The sequence below is a fragment of the Brevundimonas naejangsanensis DSM 23858 genome, assembly GCF_000421705.1.
GTDB classification, from domain to species: domain Bacteria; phylum Pseudomonadota; class Alphaproteobacteria; order Caulobacterales; family Caulobacteraceae; genus Brevundimonas; species Brevundimonas naejangsanensis.
Genome location: NZ_ATXN01000004.1, coordinates 55684 through 78251 on the forward strand (window position 1 = coordinate 55684; position 22568 = coordinate 78251).

Genomic DNA, 22568 nt, shown 5'->3' on the forward strand with positions numbered 1-22568 from the left:
CGGCCAGAGCTGCGCCGCCGGACTTCAGCCGTCAGCTCTTCCAGCGCAGCACCGTCTCCTTGATCGGATTGACGAAGGCGCGGCCCTCGGCGCGGCTTTTCAGCCATTCGCGCTTCAGCTGCTGATACCATTTGGCCTGTTTGTCGGCGTCGTCGATCCAGATCAGGGCCGGGTCGTATTTCAGCCCCTCGTTCTGCAGGTTCACCATGCCGCCGTCCTGCTTCAGGAAGGCGACGACCCCCATGCGCAGGAAGGGCTTGGCGATGCCGAACACCCAGTGGTCGGACCAGAAGATCTGAGTGATGCGGGTCTTGATCTCGCTCACCGGCGTCAGGCAGGTCAGGGCCAGCACCTGCTTGGAGCCGACCTGGATATGCTCCCAGCGATAGCCCGGCAGGCGGAAGGTGATTTCGGTCGCAGGCGCCCCGCCCAGCACCTTGTAGAGGCGGCTGTTCGAGGACGGCGCATGGCGCACCATCGCCCAGCCGAAGTCGACCGGAGCGAAGGTCTTGGCCTTCTCGTGCATCGAATGTTCGGAGCGCCACCACCACTGCTGGTGGACGTAAGGGCCATGCGCGGGGTCCATCAGGCCGACGACAGCGTGATCAATATGGCTGTCGAAATCCATCGCCTCGACCAGACGCGGCTGGCCGACGGCGCCGGGAAACTGCGGCGGTTCCTGATCCGGCTCGGACGGATTGCGCGCGTCGGCCGCCATCCAGACGAAGACCATGCCCTGGCTCTCGCGCACCGGATAGGACCGCACCTTGATGCGGTTGGCCTCGAACGCCTGATCCTCGACCAGCGACGGGATGGCCGCGCACACCCCATCGGGCCGGAAGCGCCAGCCGTGATAGGGGCATTCGATCGTCTCGCCCTCGCCCGGCTTCTCGACCAGCCGCCCGGCCGACAGCGGCGCGGCGCGGTGAGGGCAGATGTCGCGCATCCCATAGACCTCGCCCGCGCGGGTTCGCCCGATCAGAACCGGCTCGCCCATGATCTCATAGCGCTTCAGGCTGGCGACCGGCACGTCGCGCGCCAGGGCGACGAAATACCAGGCGTCGGTGATGAAGCCCTTGCCGAAAGCAGTGGGCGGAGCTTTCGCTTCGGGGGCAGTAGAGGGTGCGGGCGCGGCGTCTGCGGTCATGGCCGCCTTGTAGCAGCAGGGACGGTCAGGCGTCCAAAGGCCATTCCCTTCCTCAGCCGATGAATTAATCTGTCTCAAATTCTCTTTGGGAGAGACGCCTTGATCCGCACCGCCTCCACCGTGTTTTTGGCCGCCGCCCTGTTGCTGACCGCCGCCCCCGCCCTGGCTCAGGACGGCCACGTCAACCACGCAGCCCACAGCGCGCAGCACGCCGCCTTCGCCTCCGACCGCCTCAACGTGGTGGTCGACGGGCCCGAGGGCGCGCCCGACCTGATCCTGATCCCCGGCCTGTCGTCCTCGCCCGCCGTCTGGCAGGGAACGGTCGATCACCTGAACGGGCGCTATCGCATCCACCGCATCCACGTCGCCGGTTTCGCGGGTGCCGCGGCTCAAGCCAATGCGCAGGGCGACGCGCCCCAGCCGGTCGGCGCCCCCGTGGCCGAGGAAATCGCCCGCTACATCCGCGAGCAGCATCTGAACAGGCCGGCCGTCGTCGGCCACTCCATGGGCGGGACCATGGGCATGATGCTGGCCGCCCGTCACCCCGACCTGGTCGGCCGGCTGATGGTCGTGGACATGATCCCCTTCATGGGCGCCATGTTCGGCGCGCCCGGTGCGACGGCCGAGAGCGTGACCCCCGTCGCTGATCAGATCTGGACCGCTCAGTCGACCAGCCCGCGGGAAGCCTACGTCGCCCAGGCCACCCCCGCCATCAACGGCATGATCAACACCGAGAGCCGCCGCGAAGAGGCGCTGGAAGACATGCGCAACAGCGACCAGAAGGTCTCGGCCGCCGCCTTCCGCGAACTGGTCACGACCGACTTGCGACCCGAACTGGCCAAGATCACCGCCCCGACCGAGGTGCTCTACGTCAAGTTCAACGACGCCCGCATGACCGACGCGATCACCGACGCCATCTATCAGATGTCGTTCGCGACCCTGCCCGGCGCCAGGTTGAAACGCATCGACGACAGCGCCCACTTCATCATGTTCGACCAGCCGGAAGCCTTCTACGGCGAACTGGACGCCTTCCTGGCGCGCTAAGCCATTCTTTCGGCGAAAAGGACGCACACGCTGCCGCGATCGAAAACGGGGGCGTTTTCGCGGGCGACGGGAACGGCTAGAGCGAAATCGGTTTGGTTGGACGCTCGTCCAACCAAACTCAGATATTCGCTCCAGCTAATTCTGGACCATTGTTCTGGGTTCAGTCGATTCCGACTGAACCGAAAATGGTCTAGGGTCCACGTCGCTGGCATAAAGGGATGTTCATGGCGCGCAACGACCGCGGACCCGACCGGAACGAGCAGGGAGGCGCAAAGCCGCGTCGAACCGTCATGGGCCGCCTGTTCTACTGGGGCGCGGTGCTGGCCGTCTGGGGCCTGATCTTCGCCGTGGTCTTCCTGGCCGTCTTCGCGCGCGACCTGCCGGACACCTCCAGCCTGTATGAAGTCGATCGCCAGCCCTCGATCACCTATCTGGATCGCTCCGGCGCCCTGATCGCGGTGCGCGGCACCCAGATGGCGCCGCCAGTCGATCTGGACGCCCTGCCCGACTACGTCCCCGCCGCCTTCGTGGCCATCGAGGACCGCCGCTTCTATCACCACCCCGGCTTCGATCCGATCGGCATGAGCCGGGCCATGGCCTCGAACCTGAGGGCCGGGCGCGTGGTCCAGGGCGGCTCGACCATCACCCAGCAGCTGGCCAAGAACCTGTTCCTGACGCCCGATCAGAACATGAAGCGCAAGGTGCAGGAACTGATCCTCGCCGTCTGGCTGGAGATGAAGTTCTCCAAGAAGGAGATCCTCGCCCTCTACCTGAACCGGGTCTATTTTGGCGCCGGCGCCTACGGCATCGAATCCGCTTCCCAGCGTTACTTCGACAAGAGCGCCGACAAGCTGACGGTCGGCGAGGCCGCCCTGCTGGCGGGCCTTCTGAAGGCGCCTTCACGCTATTCGCCGGTTTCCGAGAGCGAGCGCGCTGCTGCCCGCGCCAACGTCGTGCTGAACGAAATGGTCGAGGTCGGCGCCATCACTCCGGCCCAGCGCGAGGCCGCCGTGGCCGAGCCGGTGCGGGTGTCCAAAACCCTGGCCAGCCAGCACGCCCAATACTTCATCGACTGGCTGGACAAGCAGATCCGCGGCCTGGTCGGCGAACCGACCGAGGACATGGTCGTCGAGACGACGCTTGACCTGACCCTTCAGACCGACGCCGAGCGCGCCGTCCGCCGCATCCTGGATCGCGACAAGGGCAAGGGCGTCGAACAGGCCGCGCTTGTCGCCCTGGACGGCGACGGCCGGGTGCGCGCCATGATCGGCGGCGCCTCATACGGCGACAGCCAGTTCAACCGCGCGGTGGATGCGCGGCGCCAGTCCGGCTCGGCCTGGAAGCCCTTCGTCTATCTGGCCGCGGTCGAGGCGGGCTATACGCCCGAGACGCCGGTGATCGACCAGCCCGTGACCATCGGCGGCTGGTCGCCGCGCAACTATTCAGGCCGCTTCTCCGGCCAGATGACCCTGGCTCAGGCTGTGGCCCAGTCAACCAATACGGTGGCCGCCTATGTGGCCGATCAGGTCGGACGCGACAGCGTGGCCCGCGCCGCCAAGCGTCTGGGGATCACCAGCGAGATCGGCCTGCAGCCCTCCATGGCGTTGGGCGCCGTCGAGGTCAGCCCGCTGGAGATGGCCCAGGCCTACGACGCCTTCGCCAACGGCGGCCGCCGCGTTGACGCCTATGGCATCAGCCGCATCCGCACCCCGTCCGGCCGCGTCATCTACACCCACGGCCCGTCGGAAGGCGGCCAGGCCATCAACAATCCGCCGCTCTATTACATGAACCAGATGCTGCGCGGCGTCGTCACCTCGGGCAGCGGCCGTTCGGCGGCGATCGGCGGGCGCGACATCGCCGGCAAGACCGGCACCACCTCGGATTACAAGGACGCCTGGTTCGTCGGCTATACGGGCGGCTTCGTCGCCGCCGTCTGGGTCGGCAAGGACGACAACAAGCCGATGGCCCGCATCACCGGGGGCTCGTCCCCGGCCGCCATCTGGCGCGGTTTCATGGAGGCGGCCCTGCCGCGTCTGGCCGTCCAGCCCATCCCCAACGGCCCCCCTCTGCCGGAAGGCTGGACTGCGCCCGATCCCGTCGGCGACCTGATGGGCCAGGTCGAAGACCCCTACGCCACGGCCACGCCGTATGACGCAGCGCCGCCCGTGATCATCGACGGCCAGGCCCCGCAACCGGCCCAGCCGCAACAGCCCCCGGCGACGCGCCCCGCTCGGCCGCAGACGCCCCCTGCGCCGCAGCAGGAACGGCGCCCGGACTCGTTATTCTTCTGAATGGGTGTCGGCCACCTTCTCCCCTTGTGGGGAGAAGGAAAGGCGGCGCGCTCAAGCCGCGAGCGACCGCGTCGCGAGCATAGCGCGCAAAAAGCAGCCTATCGCGGGGCGCGCTTGGCCAGGATGCGTTGCAGGGTGCGGCGGTGCATGCCCAGACGGCGCGCCGTCTCGGACACGTTGTGGTCGCACAGCTCATAGACGCGCTGGATATGCTCCCAGCGCACCCGATCGGCCGACATGGGGTTTTCAGGCGGCTCAGGCGCCTCGCCGGTCGACAGCAGCGCCTTGACCACGTCGTCGGCGTCGGCCGGCTTCTGCAGATAGTCGACCGCGCCCGCCTTGACCGCCGCCACGGCCGTGGCGATGGCGCCGTAGCCGGTCAGCATGACGATGCGGGCGTCTTCGCGCCGCTCGCGGATCATCTCGACCACCTTCAGGCCGTTGCCGTCTTCTAGCCGCATGTCCAGCACCGCGAAGGCCGGGACCGACTGGCGCAGGGCCTCGTTGGCCTCGGCTACGGAACCGGCGACGGTGACGGCGAACCCGCGCGTTTCCAGCGCCCGGCCCAGCCGGGTGCGCAACGCCTGATCGTCGTCCAGCAGCAGCAGGGACTTGTCGTTGAGGGCGGCGATCTGGGTCTCGAGTTCGGACATGAAATTCTCCTGCCGTTTCAGGTCGTGCGTCAGCGACGCAGGGTCAAGAGCCAAGCTCGCAACTGCGACATCAGGTTCCGTCGCCGTCCATCGCCGAGGCGGTGACTTCCAGCGCCTGACGCGCCCAGCGTACGGAAACGAGAGCGCCGCCCGGCTGGCCCTTGGCGGGCGAGCCCGCGCCGACCGAGACCTTGGCGCCCGTCCGTTCCAGCAGGGTGCGGGCGATGAAGAAGCCCAGCCCCATGCCGCCCTGGCTGGGCGCGATGGGGGCGGTGACCGGTGGCGGCGGCGCGCGTCGTCCCCGCCGTGCGGGGCTGGACGCCGAGGCGATCTGGGCCGCCAGGGCGCGGCGGGCCTTGGCCTGCGGGCGGCTGGTCACATAGGGCTCGCCCAAACGCGGCAGGATTTCAGAGGCGAAGCCGGGGCCGTCGTCGACGATGTCGATCTCGATCCATCCGGCGTCGACCACGGCGGTCAACTGCACTCGCGCCGTGGCGAAGTCGGCCGCGTTCTCGACCAGTGTGGACAGGCCGTGGACGATCTCGGGCAGGCGACGCACGCGCGGCGCGGCCTGTCCCGGCGGGACCTTCAGGCTGATGTCGAAGTCCAGATCAAAGCCGCGATGCGGCTGGGCCACCTCTTCCAGCAGGGTCTTCAGATCGATGTCGGCGAACAGGGCGTCGCCTTCCTCGGGCTGGGCCGACAGTTGCTTCAGAATGGCGCGGCAGCGCTCGGCCTGTTGCAGGATCAGGCCCGCGTCCTCGGCGGCGGGGCTGTCGGGAGCGGCCTCGCGCAACATCTCCTTGGCGACGACCTGTATGGTGGCCAGCGGCGTGCCCAGCTCATGAGCGGCGGCGGCGGCCAGACCGCCCAGGGCCGCCAGCCTCTGCTCGCGTTGCAGCACGTCCTGCGTCGTCGCCAGGGCCAGTTCCAGTTTGTCGGCGTCGGCGGCCACCTTCCAGGCGTAGCCGGCGGTGAACAGCACCCCCGTCACCAGCGCCAGCCCCAGCCCCAGACGATAGAGGCCCGGCAGTTCCAGATGCTCATGCAGGCGCCACGGCAGGGGCAGGGACCAGGAGAACAGGAAGCCCACGGCGATCAGCGCCATCACGCCCAGAATGACGGCCTGCCGCGCAGGCAGGGCCGCCGCTGCGATCGTCACCGGCGCGACCAGCAGCAGGCAGAAGGGGTTGGCCAATCCCCCCGTCAGGGCCAGCAGGGTCGCCAGCTGCAGGATGTCGAAGCCCAGCTGGGCGGCGGTTCGCGGCCCGTCCGGCAGGCTGCCGTCGATACGCCGCGCCCGCGCCATGGTGGCCAGGTTCATCGCCACGCCCGCGCCGATCACCGTCAGGCACTCCCATAACGGCAAGGGAAAGTGCAGGGCGAAATAGGCGGTCAGGATGGCGCAGGTCTGGCCGATCACCGCCAGCCAGCGCAGCACGATCAGGGTGCGCAGCGACAGACCGCGCCCTCGCCGGGGCAGTTCGGGCAGACCGGCCAGCTCGCCGCCCGCCTGGGCCAGGAGATGCGGGGGGGCGTGCGGCGGTATGGGGGCTTCTGTCTGGCTCACCCCTCTTCTATAGACCGGGCGAAGGGCGGCTGCACGGCGCCCTGTGTCGCGCCATGTGTCGCGCTCGCCCGATAATCCGCTTCGTTCCCCTCAAGGAGAGGCCATGCCCCGCCGTCCCGTCATCCTGTTCGCCGCCGCCTGCGCGGTCATCGCCCTGGCGCTGGGCCTGATCACCATGGTGGTGGTCGGCGGTCGTCAACAAGCGGCGCAGACAACGGATGCGGCGACCGGCCAGCCCCTGGTCGGCGGCCCCTTCACCCTAACCAATCAGGACGGGCAGGTGGTCACCGAAAAGATTCTTGAGGGCAAATGGAGCCTGGTCTTCTTCGGCTTCACCTATTGCCCCGACTACTGCCCGACCACGCTTGGCGTGCTGAACGCCGTGCAGGAGCGGATGGGCGACAAGGCCAAAAACCTGCAGATCGTCTTCATCAGCATCGACCCCGAGCGCGACACGCCGCAGATGCTGAAGGACTATCTGTCGTCAGACGGCTTCCCCGACGGCGTCATCGGCCTGACCGGCACGCCGGAACAGGTGGCCCAGGTCGCCAAGGAATACCGCGCCTTCTATCAGAAGGTCGGCGAGGGCGAGGGCTACACCATGAACCATGGCCTGACCGTCTATCTGATGGGGCCGGACGGCAGGTTCCGCAGCGCCGTCGCCCACGATCTGGGGCCCAGCCGCACCGTGGCCCTGATCGAGAACGCGATGGAGAAGGGCTGATCACCTTTGCCTGAACGCGGCGCGGCCGGTCTTTTTTGCACCGCATCATCCTGTATGATCGGCGTTCCGCATCGGCGGGGGCCGCAGTCGGGGTTTCATGCTCTACGCTTTTCACGAGCTCGCCTATCATTCGGCGGCTCCGTTCCGGATCGGGGCCCAGATGGCCCGCCAGTTCTGGACCTCTCCGCTCAATCCGGCGTCGGACACGGCGATCGGCCGCACCGCCTATGCCGCCGCCGAGGTGTTCGAGAGCCTGACGCGCCGCTACGGCAAGCCTGACTGGGGCCTTGAGACGATCGAGATCGACGGCAAGCCCGTCCGCACCACCGAACAGGTGGTGTGGTCCTCGCCCTGGTGCCGGCTGGTGCGCTTCGCCCGCAACATCGGCGACCTGAAGCGCGCGGGGCGACCGGCCGCCGCGCCCGCCGTGGTGATCGTGGCGCCGCTGTCGGGCCACTACGCCACCCTGCTGCGCGGCACGGTCGAGACCTTCCTTCAGGACCACGACGTCTATGTCACCGACTGGGCCAACGCCCGTCAGGTGCCGATGCTGGAAGGCCGCTTCGACTTCAGCGACTACATCGACCATGTGCGCGACATGCTGGCCGCCGTCGGGCCGCGCGCCCATGTCGTCGGCGTCTGCCAGCCGGGGCCGCCGGTGCTGGCCGCCTGCGCCGTGATGGCCGCCGAGGACGACCCGAACCGCCCCGCCTCCATGACCTTCATGGGCTCGCCCATCGACGCCCGCCTGTCCCCGACGGTGACGAACCAGCTGGCCGAGGAAAAGCCCTTCACCTGGTTCAAGTCGAACATGATCCACACTGTGCCCCTGCCTTATCCGGGCGTCGGGCGGCGGGTCTATCCGGGCTTCGTCCAGCTCTACAGCTTCATGTCGATGAATGAAGACAAGCACGTCGACGCCCATCGCCGCTATTTCGAGGATCTGGTGGCGGGCGATGGCGACGGCGTGGAAAAGCACGAGCAGTTCTACGACGAGTATCTGTCGGTGCTGGACCTGACCGAAGAGTTCTATCTCCAGACCATCGACATCGTCTTCCAGCAGCATCTGCTGCCGCGCGGCCTGCTTGAGCATCGCGGCCAGACGGTGGATCTGACGGCCATCACCGACATCGGCCTGGCCACCATCGAGGGCGAGATGGACGACATCTCCGGCGTCGGCCAGACCCAGGCCGCACACGGCCTGACGCCGAACATCCCCGACGACCGGCGCCTGCTCTACGTCCAGCCCAAGGTCGGCCACTACGGCGTGTTCAACGGCCGCCGGTTCCGCGAGGAGATCTATCCCCGCGTGCGCGATTTCATCGCCCAAAACGAAGCGATCAGTGTCGTACCGGAACGGTCAGCGTCTGCCGCTTGAGGGCGGCGGCGCCCTGCGACTGTCGGTCAATCCGCGCGCGCGGCGGCTGTCGATCCGCATCGACGCCCGCGCCGGCGAGGCCGTGGCCGTGGCCCCCAGCGAGCGGCGCCTTGGCGAGGTCGTGGCCTTCGCCCGCACCAAGGCCGGATGGATCGCCGAACGCCTGGCCGCACGCCTTGATGCGCAGCCGTTCGAGCCGGGCGCCGTCGTGACCTGGCTGGGCCGCACCGTGCGGCTGGAAGCCAGCGGCGGCGCAGGCGCAGCGCGCCTGATCGACACGCCCGAGGGGCCTGTGCTGCGTTCCGGCGGCGAGGGCGAGGCCTTTTCCCGCCGCATCGAGAACTGGTTCCGCCGCGCCGCGCGCGACTTCCTGACCGAGCGCACGCTGGTCCACCTGAAGACCCTCGGGCAGGCGCCGGTGAAGGTGTCGATCGTCGATACGCGCTCGCGCTGGGGCTCCTGCAGCCCGCACAACCGCTCGATCCGCTATTCCTGGCGCGTCGTCATGGCCCCGCCCGCGGTGGCCGACTACCTGGCCGCGCACGAAGTGGCCCACCTGGTCCACGCCGACCACAGCCCCGCCTACTGGTCCGTCGTCACCCGACTGATCGGCGACCACCGCCCGCACCGCCGCTGGCTGCGCGAGCATGGCGCATCCCTGCATGCGGTTGACGGATAGGCGTTTACTCGCGCATCGCCCTCAGCGCGCCCAGACGGGCGAAGGCCAGGGTCAGGGCCTTGCGGCGTGCAGGCGCCAGGGGCGTGGAGGGCGCGTCGCGCACCACCGCCCCGCCAAAGCCGTCAGCGACGATCAGGCCCGGTCCGCCCGGCAGGACGCCCTCGGGAAACTCAGGCGCCACGGCGAAGTAGAAGGCGTCGCAGAAGGGGCCGTACTCCTGCCATTTGCGGTCGACGCGATAGTCGTCGACGCCCGACTTCACCTCGCAGATGATGATGTCGCCCTTGGGCCCCAGCGCCATGACGTCGGCGCGCCGTCCGTTGGGCAGGCAGACTTCCAGCAGCGGCGCATAGCCCATGTCGACCAGCAGCCGCGCCGCTCCCCGCGTGACGGACAGGGTCGTTTCAGGGCGGCTGAAAACCAGTTCGAGATGAAGCGCGGCGGCGGCCATGGGCCTTTATGTTCTCCTTGCGTTCCTACCGCAAGCGCTGCCGGTTCACCCGCCACTGATCGCGCGTCTGGCCCCACAGATTGACCTTGTGCTCGTGAAACGGCGGCGGGATCACGCCCGGCCCGCGATTGGTCGAACCCAGCCGCTCGGCCAGCTTCTCCGAGGCGCGGTTGTCCGGGTCGATGCAGTGGATGACGTCGGGCCACGCCAGCACGTCGAAGGCGTAGTCCATGGTCGCGGCAGCCGCCTCGAGCGCATAGCCCTTGCCCGTGGCGTCGCGATGCAGGCTCCAGCCGACTTCCCGGCCCGGCCAGTCATAGGGGTGCAGCGGTCCGATCCGTCCCATCCACAGGCCGGTCTCCTTCTCGATCACCGAAAACATGCCCTCGCCCTGCAGCGCCCACATGCCCGCCACCGAGGCCATGGCGCGCCAGACCTCGTGCTTCGACTGCACCCCGCCGATGAAGCGGGTCGTCTCAGGGTCGCTCATGAAGTCGGCCCATCGGGGGAAGTCCTCCAGCGTCGGCGGGCGCAGGAACAGTCGCTCCGTCTCCAGCGTGGGGCCGAGAGGGGATGTCGGGCGGTCGGTCACAGCAGATACTCGCGTTCCAGGGTGTAGACGCTGCCGTCGCCAGTCAGGACGCTGGAATAGAGGCCGAAGCGATCCACGCGGATCGGCGGCGACTTCAGCAGATTGTGCCCGGCGATCCAGGCGCCGATACGGTCGGGGTTCGCCTGAGGTTTCAGATAGGCCAGGGTGACGTGCGGCCGGTATTCGCGCTTCTCCGGCGGGGCGCCCGCGCGCTCGCCTGCCGCGCGGCACCGTCCGGCCAGGACGTTCAGCGGCTCGGAACGTTCCAGCCCGGCCCACAGGGTGTGGCTGCGGTGGGCGTCGCCGAAGGCGCCGACGCCGTTCAGGGTGATCTCGAACGGCCCTCCGCCCTCGGCGCGGGTCAGTTCGGAGGCCAGATCGTCAGCCGTGCGCTCTGACGCCTCGCCATAGAAGGCCAGGGTCACGTGCAGGGCGTCCAGCGGCCGCCAGCGGGCGCCGGGCAGGCCGGACTGACGCCGCGCCAGGGTCTCGGCGACGTCGTCGGGAATGGCGATAGCGGTGAACAGACGTAACATGCGACCCTTGGTAGCGGGCGGAACCGGCGGCCGGAAGTCCGGTTTTTCTTGCATGGACGCCCGCGCGTCCCGATATTTGAGCCAAAGGTCGGGACCTTCCCGGCCGAATGGGAGACTTCTTTCGCGATGAGCGACTTCAACAACGGCTATGCGCGCCCGCTTCCGCAGTCGGCGGACATGTCCGTCGACGCCGGTCTGCGCGCCTTCATGCTGGGCGTCTACAACAAGCTGGCGATCGGTCTGGTCGTCGCCGGCGTCCTGGCCTACGTCACCGGCAACGTCCCGGCGGTGCAGCAACTGCTGTTCGCCCGCATGCCGGACGGCCGCATCGGCCTGACCATGCTGGGCATGATCATCCAGTTCTCGCCGCTGGTCATGCTGTTCGGCTCCATGTTCTTCATGAAGAACCCGACGGCCAAGGGCGTGAACATGCTCTACTGGGCCGTGGTCGCCACCATCGGCGCCGGTCTGGGCGTGCTGTTCCTGCGCTATACGGGCGGTTCGCTGGCCTCGACCTTCTTCGTCACCGCCGCCGCCTTCGCGGGTCTGAGCCTGGTCGGCTACACGACCAAGAAGGACCTCAGCGGCATGGGCACCTTCCTGATCATGGCCCTGATCGGCCTGATCCTGGCCATGCTGGTCAACGCCTTCCTGGTGAAGTCGGGCATGTTCGGCCTAGTGATCTCGGGTCTGGGCGTTCTGATCTTCTCGGGCCTGATCGCCTATGACACCCAGCGTCTGAAGATGACCTACTACGCCCTCGGCGGCGACAAGAACGCCATGGGCGTGGCCACGGGCTTCGGCGCCCTGAGCCTGTTCATCAACTTCATCAACCTGTTCCAGTTCCTGCTCGCCTTCATGGGCGGCCGCGAATAGGAATTTCCAGATGCGCTATGGCTGTGACGCGGTCACAGCCGACTTGAGCGCGGCCCTCAAGCAGCCCGAAGGGCGATAGGCCAAACAAATGAGGCTCCGACGGCGACGTCGGGGCCTTTTCTTTGGCCCCTGCTTTGTCACCCGCCCTACTCCACCACCGTGAACTTCCGGCTGTCGAACACGCGCAGCACCTGGGCCAGATCGCGGCCGCGCTTCAGCACATGGCCGCCCTCCCCGATCACCGCCCACTGGCCCTGTTTCAGACGCAGCGCCGGACGTTTCTCGATGCGATAGACGGGTGCGTCGCCGTGGCGGCGAAAGACCGCGAACTCGGCATGCTCCCTGGCCCCGGCCATCGCATAGTCGCGCCATTCGCCCGCCGCCACCATCCGCCCATAGACCCGCAGCACCTGGTCCAGTTCACGGCGGTCGAAGAAGACCGGCCCGGCTTGCGGCTGTGCGTTCGAACTGTCGGCGTCGAAGCTCATGACGCCAACTTAGGCCGCTGGCGGATAAACGCCAGCGTCAGCACTCACTTGTCACCCGCCGCGCGCCCGTCCAAAAGGCGGATCAAGTTCTAGATACGGAGACGAACCATGGCGACGAGCGAAGGCTGGGACATGCCCACCGGCGAACTCATGAAGGGCAAGAAGGGCCTGATCATGGGGGTGGCCAACTCCAACTCCATCGCCTGGGGGATCGCCTCTCAGCTGGCGGCGCAGGGCGCCGAACTGGCCTTCACCTATCTGGGCGAGGGGCTTGAGCGCCGCGTGCGCCCGCTTGCCGAAAGCGTCGGCGCCAAGCTGCTGATCCAGGCCGACGTCACCGACGACGCCTCCATGGACGCCGCCTTCGCCGAGTTGGAGAAGGAATTCGGCACGATCGACTTCGTCGTCCACTCGGTGGCTTTCGCCAACAAGGACGAGCTGAAGGGCTCCTTCGTCGACAACACCACCCGCGACAGCTTCCTGCTGGCCATGAACATCTCGGCCTTCAGCTTCGTCGACGTGGCCAAGCGTTCGGCGAAACTGATGCCCAACGGCGGCTCGATGATCACCCTGACCTACCTCGGCTCCGAGCGGGTCATCCCCAACTACAACACCATGGGCGTGGCCAAGGCCGCGCTGGAAGCCGCCACCCGCTATATCGCGCGCGACCTGGGACCGAAGGGCATCCGCGTCAACGCCATCTCGGCGGGCGCCATGCGCACCCTGTCGCTGGCGGGCATCTCGGGCGGGCGCGGCCTGCACTCCAAGTCGGCCCAGTTCTCGCTGATCAAGGAAGAGACCTCGATGGAAGGCGTCGCCGGCGCCGCCCTGTGGCTGTGTTCGGATCTGGGCCGCTCGACCACGGGTGAGGTCGTCCACGTCGACGCCGGTTTCCACGCCGTCGGCCTGCCGGACGATATGGAGGGCTGAGCCCCCCGACTTCATGCGAACACAGAGGGCCGTCGGGCGAACCGGCGGCCTTTTTTGCATCTCCTCCACTACCCGCTCATCCCGGCTGACGCCGAGATGAGCGGAAGATAGGTTTCCGCTTTCGACACGCCGCCGCCCGGCCTAGCTTGGGCGCATGAGTTCCGCGCGCCTGCCTCCTCCCGCCAGTTTTTCCGCCGCCGCCGTGGCCACCGTCGTCGGCTTCGGCGGCACGGTCGCCCTGATCGTTCAGGCGGGACAGGCGATGGACGCGTCGCCCGGCCAGATCATCTCCATGGTCACGGCCCTGTGCCTGGGCATCGGCCTGCCCGGCGCGGTGTTAAGCTGGCGACTGAAGATGCCGGTCGTGCTGGCCTGGTCGACGCCGGGCGCGGCCCTGCTGGCGGCCTCGACGCTGGGCCTCGGCTGGTCGACAGCCGTGGGCGCCTTCGTCATCGCCGGGCTGATGATGGTGCTGACCGGGCTGGTCCCGGCGCTGGGTCGACTGGCCGAGCGCATTCCCGCCGCCGTCGCCTCGGCCATGCTGGCGGGGGTGCTGCTACCCTTCTGTCTCAAGCTGTTCCTGGTGTTTCCAACAGATCTGATGCTGGCGGCGGGGCTGCTGCTGGTCTTTCTGGTGATGCGGCGTCTGGCGCCCGCCTGGTCCCTGCCCGCCGTTCTGGTCGCCGCCTTCGCGGTTCTGACCGTGCGTGGGCAGGTCGCCCTGCCCGAGGGAACCGGCCTGTTCGGCGCCCTGTCGCCGGTCATGCCAGCCTTCGACTGGAAGGCGGCGGTCAGTCTGGCCCTGCCGCTGTATCTGGTGACGCTGGCCTCGCAGAACCTGCCCGGTCTGGTGGTGCTGAGGGCCGCAGGCTACGCCCCGCCCGCCGGAAAGCTGATCTTCTGGGGCGGGCTGACCAGCACGCTTCTGGCCCCTTTCGGCGTGCACGGCGTCAATCTGGCCGCCATCACCGCCGCCATCTGCACCGAGCCGGACGCCCACCCCGACCCCGCCAGACGCTGGACCGTGGGGGTGATCTACGGCCTGTTCTATCTGGTCGTCGCCCTGTTCGCGGCGCCGCTGGCGGGCCTGTTCATCGCCATGCCGACCGGCGCGCTTGCCGCCATCACAGGACTGGCCCTGATCGCGCCCCTGACCGGGTCGCTGGGCGCCATGATGAGCGAGGTCAAGAATCGCGAGGCCGCCGTGCTGACCTTCGCCGCCACGGCGTCGGGCGTCGCCCTGTTCGGCGTAGGCTCGGCCTTCTGGGGACTGGCCGTCGGATTTCTGGCGCTGGCGGCGCGACGATGGATCCCCGCGCGCTCCTGAAGCGATGACGGCGTTTTACATTTCGCACTCTTTACGCCCGAAGCTGGACCGTGGCAGCCTTCTGCCCTCGGCCGACTGGCGGCCGTCAGAGCGAGGCGATCATGGCGCACAAGTTCGAAGTCTATAAGGACAAGGCTGGCGAGTACCGCGTGCGGTTCAAGTACAACTCCGAGATCATCTTCTCTACCGAAGGCTATTCCGACAAGTCGGGCGCCAAGCGCGCCATCGAGTCGATCAAGAAATACGTTCCTGACGCCCCGGCCGAAGAAATCTGAGCCGTAGATTGCGGGGGCTGCTCAAGCGTCCGCCCTCGCCTTCTTCAGGAAAGCGGCGGGATGTTCAGCCCCCGCTGCACGGCCGGACGCGCTACGCCGCGTTCCAGCCAGGCGGCGACATGCGGAAAGTCCGCATAGCCGACCAGATCGCCCGCGCCATAGTGTTCGACCAGATTGCGCACCCAGCCCAGAGTGGCGATGTCGGCGATGGTGTAGTCGTCACCCATGATCCACTGGCGATCCTTCAGCCGACCTTCCAGAACGCCCAGCAGACGCCGCGATTCCGCGACGTAGCGGTCGCGCGGCCGCTTGTCCTCAAAGGCGCTGCCCGCATATTTGTGGAAGAAGCCGACCTGGCCGAACATCGGGCCGATGGCCGCCATCTGGAAGAAGACCCACTGAAGGGTCTCATAGCGCGCTGCCGGATCGGTCGGCAGGAAGCGCCCTGACTTCTCAGCCAGATAGACCAGGATGGCGCCGGACTCGAACAGGGGCAGCGGCTTCCCGCCGGGACCGTCGGGGTCGATGATCGCCGGGATCTTGCCGTTGGGGTTCAGCGACAGGAACTCAGGCGTCCAGGTTTCATCCTTACTGATGTCGACCCGGTGGACCTCATAAGGCAGGCCCAACTCCTCCAGCATGATGGAGACCTTCACCCCATTGGGCGTCGGCAGAGAGTAGAGCTGCAACCGGTCAGGATGCTGCGGCGGAAACTGGCGGGTGACGGGGAAGGCGGACAGGTCGGCCATGGAACGCTCCGGCTGGTGTGACCCCGTCCATGTCGGAAGCCGCAGGGCGATCCGCAACCGTGTCGGCGTCAGCCTTCGTCGCGGTCGCTGACTTCGGTCGGGCGGACGATACGCAGCCAGCCGTCGTTGATATGCAGTTCCGGCGCCGCCTCGCGGGTGAAGGGCAGGTACCAGGTCGGGCCGCCTTCGACCGGGGCGATCTCCAGCATGTCGTCGGCGCCGAAGTTCTGGACCGACTTCACCGTGCCCAGAACCACGTCGGCCGGATCGCGCCCCTCCAGGCCGATCAGGTCGGCCAGGTAGAACTCGTCCTCCTCCGGCTGGGGCAGGGCATCGCGGGTGACGAACAGCTTCTGGCCTCGCCGGGCGTCGGCCTCTTCCTTGGTGGCGATCTCCTTGACGCGCGCCACCACGCCCGCCTTGTCCGGCCGGGCCGAGATCAGGGTCAGCACCGGTTTGCCGTCAGCGCCCAGCAGCGGCGAATAGCCCATCAGGGCCATCGGCTCGGCGGTATAGGCGCTGATCCGCACCTCGCCCTTCACGCCGAAGGCGCCGCCGATCTGGCCCACCAGGATCAGTCTGTCTTCGCTGCTCATACCGGGCTCCGTTTACCGATGCGATGGGGTCCAGATAGCAGAAAAGCAGCGCCCCGAAAGGACGCTGCTTTCCCGTTTCAAGCGGCCGTGGCCGGATGAAGAGATAAGGCTCAGGCCTGCTCTTCGGTCGCTTCAGCAGCAGCTTCGGCAGGCGCTTCAGCCGCAACTTCAGCCGCAGGGGCTTCTTCAGCCGGAGCTTCTTCCACGGCCGGGGCGGCGGCAGCGGTGGCGGCGGCTTCAGCGGCCTCGGCCTTGGCGGCGGCTTCGGCCTCCAGGCGATCGGCTTCGCGCTGGGCGCGCTCGGCGGCGCGTTCCTGGGCCTTCTTGCCCGGCTCGGCCTTCTTGGGGTTGTTGCCCTGGACCCACTGGACCTTGCCGGCCAGCGCTTCGTCCTGGCTCTCGCTGATGAAGCGGGCGACGCGGTCGGTCGGCTGGGCGCCCTTGGCAAGCCATTCGGCGATGCGGTCGGCCTTCAGGACGATGCGCGGGGTGGCGCTGTCCTTCGGCAGCATCGGGTTGTAGCTGCCGACGCGCTCGATGAACTTGCCGTCGCGCGGAGCGTGCGAGTCGGCGATGACGATGTGGTAGTAGGGGCGCTTCTTGGCGCCGCCGCGGGACAGACGAATCTTCAGCATTTTCAGTCTCTTTCTAGAAAGTCATTATTTCTTTTTGGGAAGGCCCGGCAGCCCCGGAAGGCCCCCCGGCAGTTGTCCGCCGCCCAGACCCGCCAGGCGGTCCTGAATGGCTTTCATTTCATCGGCGCTGGGTTCCGGCATCTTGCCGCCGCCCAGAGCCTTCAGACGGTTCATGTCCGGGCCGCCGCCCCCCATGCCGGGCAGGCCGCCCATCATGGCCGCCATCTTCTGCAGGTTCTTGCCGCCGCCCTTGGACAGCGACTTGACCATGTCAGCCATCTGCCGGTGCTGTTTCAGCAGACGGTTGATGTCCTGAACCTCGACGCCGGCGCCCCTGGCCACGCGCTTCTTGCGGCTGGCGTTCAGCAGATCCGGCTTCTTGCGCTCGGCCTTGGTCATGGAGTTGATGACGGCCAGCTGGCGGTCGATCATCTTGTCCGAGACGTTGTTCTCGGCCATCTGGTTCTTCAGCTTGGCCACGCCGGGCAGCAGGCCCATGATGCCCTGAAGACCGCCCATCTTCTTCATCTGGTTCAGCTGGCCCGCCAGGTCGTCCAGATCGAACTGACCCTTGGCCAGCTTGCGGGCCATCTTCTCGGCCTTGGCCTGGTCCAGCTCGCCCGCGGCCTTCTCGACCAGGGCGACGATGTCCCCCTGACCCAGGATGCGGCCGGCCACGCGGCGGGCGTCGAACACGTCCAGCGCATCGACCTTTTCGCCCGCGCCCAGATATTTGATCGGCAGGCCGGTGACGGCGCGCATCGACAGCATGGCGCCGCCGCGCCCGTCGCCGTCGGCGCGGGTCAGCACCAGACCCGTCAGGGGCAGACGCTCATGGAATGCGGCGGCGGTGCGCACCGCGTCCTGACCGGTCAGGCTGTCGGCGACCAGCAGCGTCTCGACCGGCTTGGCGATCTGCGCGACCTCGGCCACCTCATTCATCAGCCCTTCGTCCAGGGTGATGCGGCCGGCGGTGTCGAGGATCAGGACGTCGAAGCCCTGCAGCTTGGCCGACTGAAGCGCGCGGCGGGTGATCTGAACCGCGCTCTCGCCCGCCACGATCGGCAGGGTCGCGACCTCGATCTGCTGGCCCAGGGTAGCCAACTGTTCCATGGCCGCCGGACGACGCGTGTCCAGCGAGGCCATCATGACCTTCTTCTTGTCGAACTTCGACAGACGCAGGGCCAGCTTGGCCGAGGTCGTCGTCTTGCCCGACCCCTGCAGACCGGCCATCAGCACGACGGCGGGCGGGGTCGCATTGGTGTTCAGCGGAACCGGCTCTTCGCCGCCCAGCATATCGACCAGGCCGTCATAGACGATCTTGATGACCTGATCGGCGGGCTTGACCGCGCGAATGACGTCTTCGCCGGTCGCGGCCGTCTTGGCGCGGGCGATGAAGTCCTTGACCACCGGCAGGGCGACGTCGGCCTCGAGCAGGGCGACGCGGACCTCGCGCAGGGCCTCCTCGACATCCTTTTCGGACAGGGCGCCGCGGCCGGTGATCCGGTCGAAGACGCCTGTCAGCCGCTCGTTCAGAGCCTCGAACATTCAAACCCTTTCATGCGCCTGGGCCTTGGCCTCCGTGAGCAACACCCATAGGCGGGCGACCTCTGCGAACGATCACGTCGACAGAGGCCCTCTCCATCCTCGTTCTTTTTCGGGGCTATCGGCCGGTCGGCCTACTTGAGCCCGAATGGGCTGTGCTCAAGTAGCGCTTAGCGCGGTAGCACGACCCAAAAAGCTGTCGTGATGGTGGAGGCGCAGGTTCAATTGCGCCGGAAGTCGCGGCTTATGGCGGAAAAGCAAGGCGATGTCGACTCCGTTTCTGAAGGAGTAAGGCGACCACAAAAAGGGTTTGCGCGTTGCAACATGGACTGGCGCGTTCGGATTCCGCTGATACGGTTCCGCTTCCGGCCTCCCCGCTGAGAGACGACCCCATGACCCAGACCCCCGAGTTCCCCCACGACCGCCTGCGCGAAGAGGTTCGGCTGCTGGGCGCCCTGCTGGGCGAGGTGATCCGCGACGAAGGCGGACAGGTCCTCTATGACCGCATCGAGGCGGTGCGGCGCGCCTCGGTGGCTTATCACCGCGACCCGGCCTCGGACGACGCCTCGGAGTTGGAGCGACTGCTCGGCGAGCTGTCGCTGGATCAGGCCGTCGGCCTGACGCATGGTTTCGCCGCCTTCTCCCTGCTGGCCAATGTCGCCGAGGACCGGGCGGGCAAGCGCCGCGCCCAGGCCCAGGCCGAAGCGGGCGAACGGGCCGATACGCCCGAGGGCGTGCTTAAACGACTGGCCGAGGCGGGCGTCGACAGGGGGGCGATGCGCGACCTGCTGGCCCAGGCCCTGATCTCGCCGGTGCTGACCGCCCACCCGTCCGAGGTCCGGCGCAAGAGCGTCATCGACCGCACCACAGCGGTCGGCGAACTGCTCGACGGTTGCGACCGCGACGGGATCGCCTGCGACGCCAAAACCCTGAAGGAAGCGCTGCGCCGCCAGATCGTCATCCTGTGGACCACGCGGCTGACCCGCGCCTCGGCTCTGGTGGTGCAGGACGAGATCGACACCGTGGTCGACTGGCTGCAGCGCATCTTCCTGCACGTCGCCCCGGCCCAGCTGGCCGAATGGCGCCGCCTGCTGGAGGCGCCGGACCTGGCGCCCTTCGTGCGCATCGGCTCATGGGTCGGCGGCGACCGCGACGGCAATCCCAATGTCGACGCCGACACCCTGCGCGCCGCCTTCCGCAGCCAGGCCCGCGCCGCGCTGGGCTTCTATCTGGACGAGGTGCACGCCCTGGGCGCCGAGCTCAGCCTGTCCATCGACCTGACCCGCGTCACCTCCGAACTGGCCGCATTGGCGCAAGGATCAGGCGACGCCTCCATCCAGCGCGCGGACGAACCCTATCGCCGGGCGCTCAGCCAGATCTACGCCCGCCTGTCGGCCGCCTATCCGACCCTGAGCGGCGAGTCGACGCCGCGCCCCGCCCGCTTCGCCACCGCCCCCTATGACGGCCCCGACGCCTTCCGCGCCGACCTGAACATCCTGCACGACAGTCTGGTGCGGACCCACGGCGCCGTCTTCGCCGACGACCGGCTGGCCCGGCTGATCACGGCGGCGGACGTGTTCGGCTTCCACATGGCGACGTTGGACCTGCGCCAGAACTCGGACGTGCATGAACGGGTCGTCGCTGACCTGCTGAAGGTCGCGGGCGTCTGCCCCGACTACGCCGCCCTGGACGAGGCCGATCGGCTGGCCGTGCTGGCGCGCGAACTGGCCGGCCCCCGCCCCCTGTTCTCGCCCTATGCCGACTATGCGACCGAAACGCTGAAGGAGCGCGCCATCCTTCAGGCCGCCGCCGAGGCCCTTTCGACCTTCGGTCCGCAGGCGATCCGCACCCATATCGTGTCCAAGACCGACGCCGCTTCGGACATGCTGGAGGTCTATCTGCTACTGAAGGAGGTCGGCCTATACGACCCGACCGACCCCGGCGCCTGCCCCATTCAGGCCGCGCCCCTGTTCGAGACCATCGACGACCTGCGCGCCGCCCGCGCCACGCTGGAGCGCGTCCTCGCCGAGCCTTCCGCCCGAGCCGTGGCCGAGGCGCGCGGGGTGCAGGAGGTGATGATCGGCTATTCCGACAGCAATAAGGACGGCTCCTACCTGACTTCGGGCTGGGAGTTGCACGAGGCCTCGCGCGCCCTGCTGGAGGTCACGCGCGCGGCGGGGGTGCGGCTGCAACTGTTCCACGGCCGGGGCGGCGCCGTGGGGCGCGGCGGCGGCTCCGCCTTCTCGGCCGTTCTGGGCCAGCCCGCCGGCACCGTCGCGGGCCGCATCCGCGTCACCGAACAGGGCGAGGTCATCGCCAATAAGTACGGCGAGCCGGAGGTGGCCCAGCGGAACCTCGACGCCCTGACCTGCGGCGCCCTGCTGGCCTCGCTGGGGCCGCAGTCCGACGCGGGCTACAGCGCCCGCCACGGCGAGACGGCCGCGCGCCTGTCCGCGGCCTCCATGAAGGCCTATCGCGCCCTCGTCTATGACACGCCCGGCTTCGTCGACTATTTCCGCGCCGCCACCCCCATCGCCGAGATCGCCGACCTGAAGATCGGCTCGCGCCCGGCCAGCCGCACCGCCTCGCCCGCCATCGAGGACCTGCGCGCCATTCCGTGGGTGTTCAGTTGGTCGCAGTCGCGGGTCATGCTGCCCGGCTGGTTCGGCTTCGGCTCGGCGGTCCAGGGCGAAGATCCCGCCGAACTGCGCGCCATGGCCGAGACCTGGCCCTTCTTCCGCACCGTGGTGCAGAACATGGAGATGGTGATGGCCAAGGCCGACATGGCCATCGCCCGCCGCTACGCCGGGCTGGTCCCCGACGTCGTCCTGGCCGAGCGAATCTACGCCGCCATCCGCGCCGAATGGGACCGCACCGTCGCCGCCGTCCTGTCGATCACCGGCCAGCAGAGCCTGTTGGGAGGCCAGCCCGAACTGGATCGGCTGATCCGTCAGCGGATGCCCTATGTCGAGCCGCTGAACCATGTGCAGATCGAGCTGATCCGCCGTCGCCGAGCGGGCGACGACGACCCGCGCGTGCGCAACGGCATCCTTCTGGCCATCAACGGCGTGGCGGCGGGCCTCAGGAACAGCGGCTGATCACAGCCACTTCGACCGCTTGAAGGTGACGTACAGGCCGATGCAGATGGCGACGATCAAGGCCAGAACCGCCGGATAGCCATAGGTCCAGCGCAGTTCGGGCATATGCTCGAAATTCATGCCGTAGATGCCCGCCACCGCCGTCGGCGTGGCCAGGATGGCGGCCCAGGCCGCCAGCTTGCGGGTGATGACGCCCTGCCGCTGCTGCTCCAGCAGGTTCGACACCTCGAACACCGAGGCCAGGATGTCGCGCAGGCCCGCCGCCCGGCTGGACACCCGCCGCACATGGTCGGCCACGTCGCGGAAATAGGGCCGCACCTCGCGGTCGATGCAGGGCAGATCCAGCGACTGCAGCTTGACGCAGACCTCCTCCATCGGCCCCAGCACACGGCTGAACTTCACCAGTTCACGGCGCAGCTGGAACAGACGGGTGATGTCGTCGCGCGCCAGGAAACTGTCCAGCGCGACCTGCTCCATCTCCAGCACCTTGTCCTCAATGGCGTCGATGATGGGGATGTAGCCGTCGACGATGAAGTCCAGCACCCCGTGCAGGATGAAGTCCGGCCCGTGCTTCAGCTGATGCGGCGAGGCCTCCAGTTGAGCGCGCAGCTGGGTGTGGGCGCGCGCCGATCCGTGGCGGATGGTGATGACGTAGTTGGGTCCGACGAAGACGTGGGTCTCTCCGTACAGGATGCGGTCGCCTTTGGCCTGAGCCGTGCGGGCGACGATGAACAGTTCGGAGCCATAGACCTCCAGCTTGGGGATCTGATGCGCCGTCAGGGCGTCCTCGACCGCCAGGGGATGCAGATGGAAACGGCGGACCAGAACGTCGAACTCCTCATCCGACGGCTCATGCAGGCCGATCCACAGGTATTCGCCCTCGGCCAGAGCGAGCCCCTGATCCGTCAGCGGCGCTTCGCGCACCCGCTTGCCGTCCTTGTAGACGTAGGAGGCGACGACGCTCATGCAGACTTCTCCAGCAGA

22 protein-coding genes are annotated in these 22568 nt (G+C 67.9%); 10 read left to right on the forward strand and 12 right to left on the reverse strand.

All coding sequences use genetic code 11. From position 1 onward, the window contains the following. Positions 1-31: 31 nt before the first annotated feature. Positions 32-1147 carry an aromatic ring-hydroxylating oxygenase subunit alpha gene (locus H556_RS0109785; protein WP_024354246.1) on the reverse strand — a complete coding sequence of 372 codons (1116 nt, stop codon included), beginning with the start codon at positions 1145-1147 and terminating at the stop codon, positions 32-34. 99 nt (positions 1148-1246) lie between these two features. Here H556_RS0109785 and H556_RS0109790 point away from each other — a divergent pair, with 99 nt between their 5' ends. After that, a complete protein-coding gene (locus H556_RS0109790) occupies positions 1247-2191 on the forward strand; it encodes an alpha/beta fold hydrolase (RefSeq protein WP_024354247.1) in 945 nt (314 codons plus the stop codon). A 218-nt stretch (positions 2192-2409) separates the two neighbouring features. Then, positions 2410-4482, forward strand: a complete 2073-nt coding sequence (locus H556_RS0109795) for a transglycosylase domain-containing protein (RefSeq protein WP_155802467.1) — start codon at positions 2410-2412, stop codon at positions 4480-4482. A 98-nt stretch (positions 4483-4580) separates the two neighbouring features. On the opposite strand, the gene H556_RS0109800 is transcribed toward H556_RS0109795, so the two are convergent. Together H556_RS0109800 and H556_RS0109805 are read right to left on the reverse strand one after the other, a co-directional pair. Beyond that, positions 4581-5135: an ActR/PrrA/RegA family redox response regulator transcription factor gene (locus H556_RS0109800; RefSeq protein ID WP_024354249.1), complete on the reverse strand. Its 555-nt coding sequence runs from the start codon at positions 5133-5135 to the stop codon at positions 4581-4583. Between the two features lie 70 nt (positions 5136-5205). Beyond that, positions 5206-6705 (reverse strand): ActS/PrrB/RegB family redox-sensitive histidine kinase, encoded by a 1500-nt coding sequence (locus H556_RS0109805; RefSeq protein ID WP_024354250.1) that lies wholly within the window; start codon positions 6703-6705, stop codon positions 5206-5208. A gap of 103 nt (positions 6706-6808) precedes the next feature. Between H556_RS0109805 and H556_RS0109810 the strand changes: the two genes are divergently transcribed. The 3 genes from H556_RS0109810 to H556_RS0109820 all read left to right on the forward strand — a co-directional run bounded on the left by H556_RS0109810 (position 6809) and on the right by H556_RS0109820 (position 9486). Further along, positions 6809-7429 (forward strand): SCO family protein, encoded by a 621-nt coding sequence (locus H556_RS0109810; protein ID WP_024354251.1) that lies wholly within the window; start codon positions 6809-6811, stop codon positions 7427-7429. Between the two features lie 97 nt (positions 7430-7526). Beyond that, the gene (locus H556_RS0109815) at positions 7527-8807 is read left to right on the forward strand and encodes a polyhydroxyalkanoate depolymerase (protein WP_024354252.1); all 1281 of its coding nucleotides are present in this window, start codon (positions 7527-7529) and stop codon (positions 8805-8807) included. Beyond that, complete coding sequence (locus H556_RS0109820; RefSeq protein WP_024354253.1) at positions 8773-9486, forward strand: M48 family metallopeptidase; 714 nt, start codon at positions 8773-8775, stop codon at positions 9484-9486. The genes H556_RS0109815 and H556_RS0109820 overlap by 35 nt, the downstream gene beginning before the upstream one ends. 4 nt (positions 9487-9490) lie before the next feature. On the opposite strand, the gene mmcB is transcribed toward H556_RS0109820, so the two are convergent. Genes mmcB through thpR form a run of 3 tightly spaced genes read right to left on the reverse strand, consistent with a single transcriptional unit; the run spans position 9491 to position 11065 of the window. After that, the gene (gene mmcB, locus H556_RS0109825; protein WP_024354254.1) at positions 9491-9937 is read right to left on the reverse strand and encodes a DNA repair putative endonuclease MmcB; all 447 of its coding nucleotides are present in this window, start codon (positions 9935-9937) and stop codon (positions 9491-9493) included. A gap of 25 nt (positions 9938-9962) precedes the next feature. Next, the gene (locus H556_RS0109830) at positions 9963-10529 is read right to left on the reverse strand and encodes a GNAT family N-acetyltransferase (protein ID WP_024354255.1); all 567 of its coding nucleotides are present in this window, start codon (positions 10527-10529) and stop codon (positions 9963-9965) included. Beyond that, positions 10526-11065: an RNA 2',3'-cyclic phosphodiesterase gene (gene thpR, locus H556_RS0109835; RefSeq protein ID WP_024354256.1), complete on the reverse strand. Its 540-nt coding sequence runs from the start codon at positions 11063-11065 to the stop codon at positions 10526-10528. Before thpR ends, H556_RS0109830 begins: the two co-directional genes overlap by 4 nt. A 126-nt stretch (positions 11066-11191) precedes the next feature. Here thpR and H556_RS0109840 point away from each other — a divergent pair, with 126 nt between their 5' ends. Continuing rightward, the gene (locus tag H556_RS0109840; protein ID WP_003168359.1) at positions 11192-11941 is read left to right on the forward strand and encodes a Bax inhibitor-1/YccA family protein; all 750 of its coding nucleotides are present in this window, start codon (positions 11192-11194) and stop codon (positions 11939-11941) included. A gap of 146 nt (positions 11942-12087) precedes the next feature. Here the strand turns inward: H556_RS0109840 and H556_RS0109845 are convergent, their stop codons facing one another. Continuing rightward, complete coding sequence (locus tag H556_RS0109845; protein ID WP_024354257.1) at positions 12088-12429, reverse strand: DUF2794 domain-containing protein; 342 nt, start codon at positions 12427-12429, stop codon at positions 12088-12090. A gap of 132 nt (positions 12430-12561) precedes the next feature. Here H556_RS0109845 and H556_RS0109850 point away from each other — a divergent pair, with 132 nt between their 5' ends. The 3 genes from H556_RS0109850 (at position 12562) to H556_RS16155 (ending at position 14961) form a co-directional block, all read left to right on the forward strand. Beyond that, positions 12562-13359 (forward strand): enoyl-ACP reductase FabI, encoded by a 798-nt coding sequence (locus H556_RS0109850; RefSeq protein WP_162140912.1) that lies wholly within the window; start codon positions 12562-12564, stop codon positions 13357-13359. 154 nt (positions 13360-13513) lie between these two features. Then, a complete protein-coding gene (locus H556_RS0109855; protein WP_024354259.1) occupies positions 13514-14686 on the forward strand; it encodes a benzoate/H(+) symporter BenE family transporter in 1173 nt (390 codons plus the stop codon). A 101-nt stretch (positions 14687-14787) separates the two neighbouring features. After that, positions 14788-14961 (forward strand): YegP family protein, encoded by a 174-nt coding sequence (locus H556_RS16155; RefSeq protein WP_081650944.1) that lies wholly within the window; start codon positions 14788-14790, stop codon positions 14959-14961. Positions 14962-15005: 44 nt separating this feature from the next. Here the strand turns inward: H556_RS16155 and H556_RS0109865 are convergent, their stop codons facing one another. From H556_RS0109865 to ffh, 4 genes are all read right to left on the reverse strand, one after another. Beyond that, positions 15006-15710: a glutathione S-transferase N-terminal domain-containing protein gene (locus tag H556_RS0109865; RefSeq protein ID WP_024354260.1), complete on the reverse strand. Its 705-nt coding sequence runs from the start codon at positions 15708-15710 to the stop codon at positions 15006-15008. 68 nt (positions 15711-15778) lie between these two features. After that, positions 15779-16306: a ribosome maturation factor RimM gene (gene rimM, locus H556_RS0109870; RefSeq protein ID WP_024354261.1), complete on the reverse strand. Its 528-nt coding sequence runs from the start codon at positions 16304-16306 to the stop codon at positions 15779-15781. Positions 16307-16416: 110 nt separating this feature from the next. Further along, positions 16417-16941, reverse strand: a complete 525-nt coding sequence (gene rpsP / locus H556_RS0109875) for a 30S ribosomal protein S16 (protein WP_024354262.1) — start codon at positions 16939-16941, stop codon at positions 16417-16419. A gap of 24 nt (positions 16942-16965) precedes the next feature. Then, a complete protein-coding gene (gene ffh / locus H556_RS0109880; protein ID WP_024354263.1) occupies positions 16966-18489 on the reverse strand; it encodes a signal recognition particle protein in 1524 nt (507 codons plus the stop codon). 389 nt (positions 18490-18878) lie between these two features. On the opposite strand from ffh, the gene ppc reads away from it, so the two are divergent. Next, complete coding sequence (gene ppc / locus H556_RS0109885) at positions 18879-21584, forward strand: phosphoenolpyruvate carboxylase (protein WP_024354264.1); 2706 nt, start codon at positions 18879-18881, stop codon at positions 21582-21584. On the opposite strand, the gene H556_RS0109890 is transcribed toward ppc, so the two are convergent. Continuing rightward, on the reverse strand, positions 21585-22550 hold the full coding sequence (locus H556_RS0109890; RefSeq protein ID WP_024354265.1) for a magnesium and cobalt transport protein CorA: 966 nt from the start codon (positions 22548-22550) through the stop codon (positions 21585-21587). Between the last annotated feature and the right edge of the window lie 18 nt (positions 22551-22568).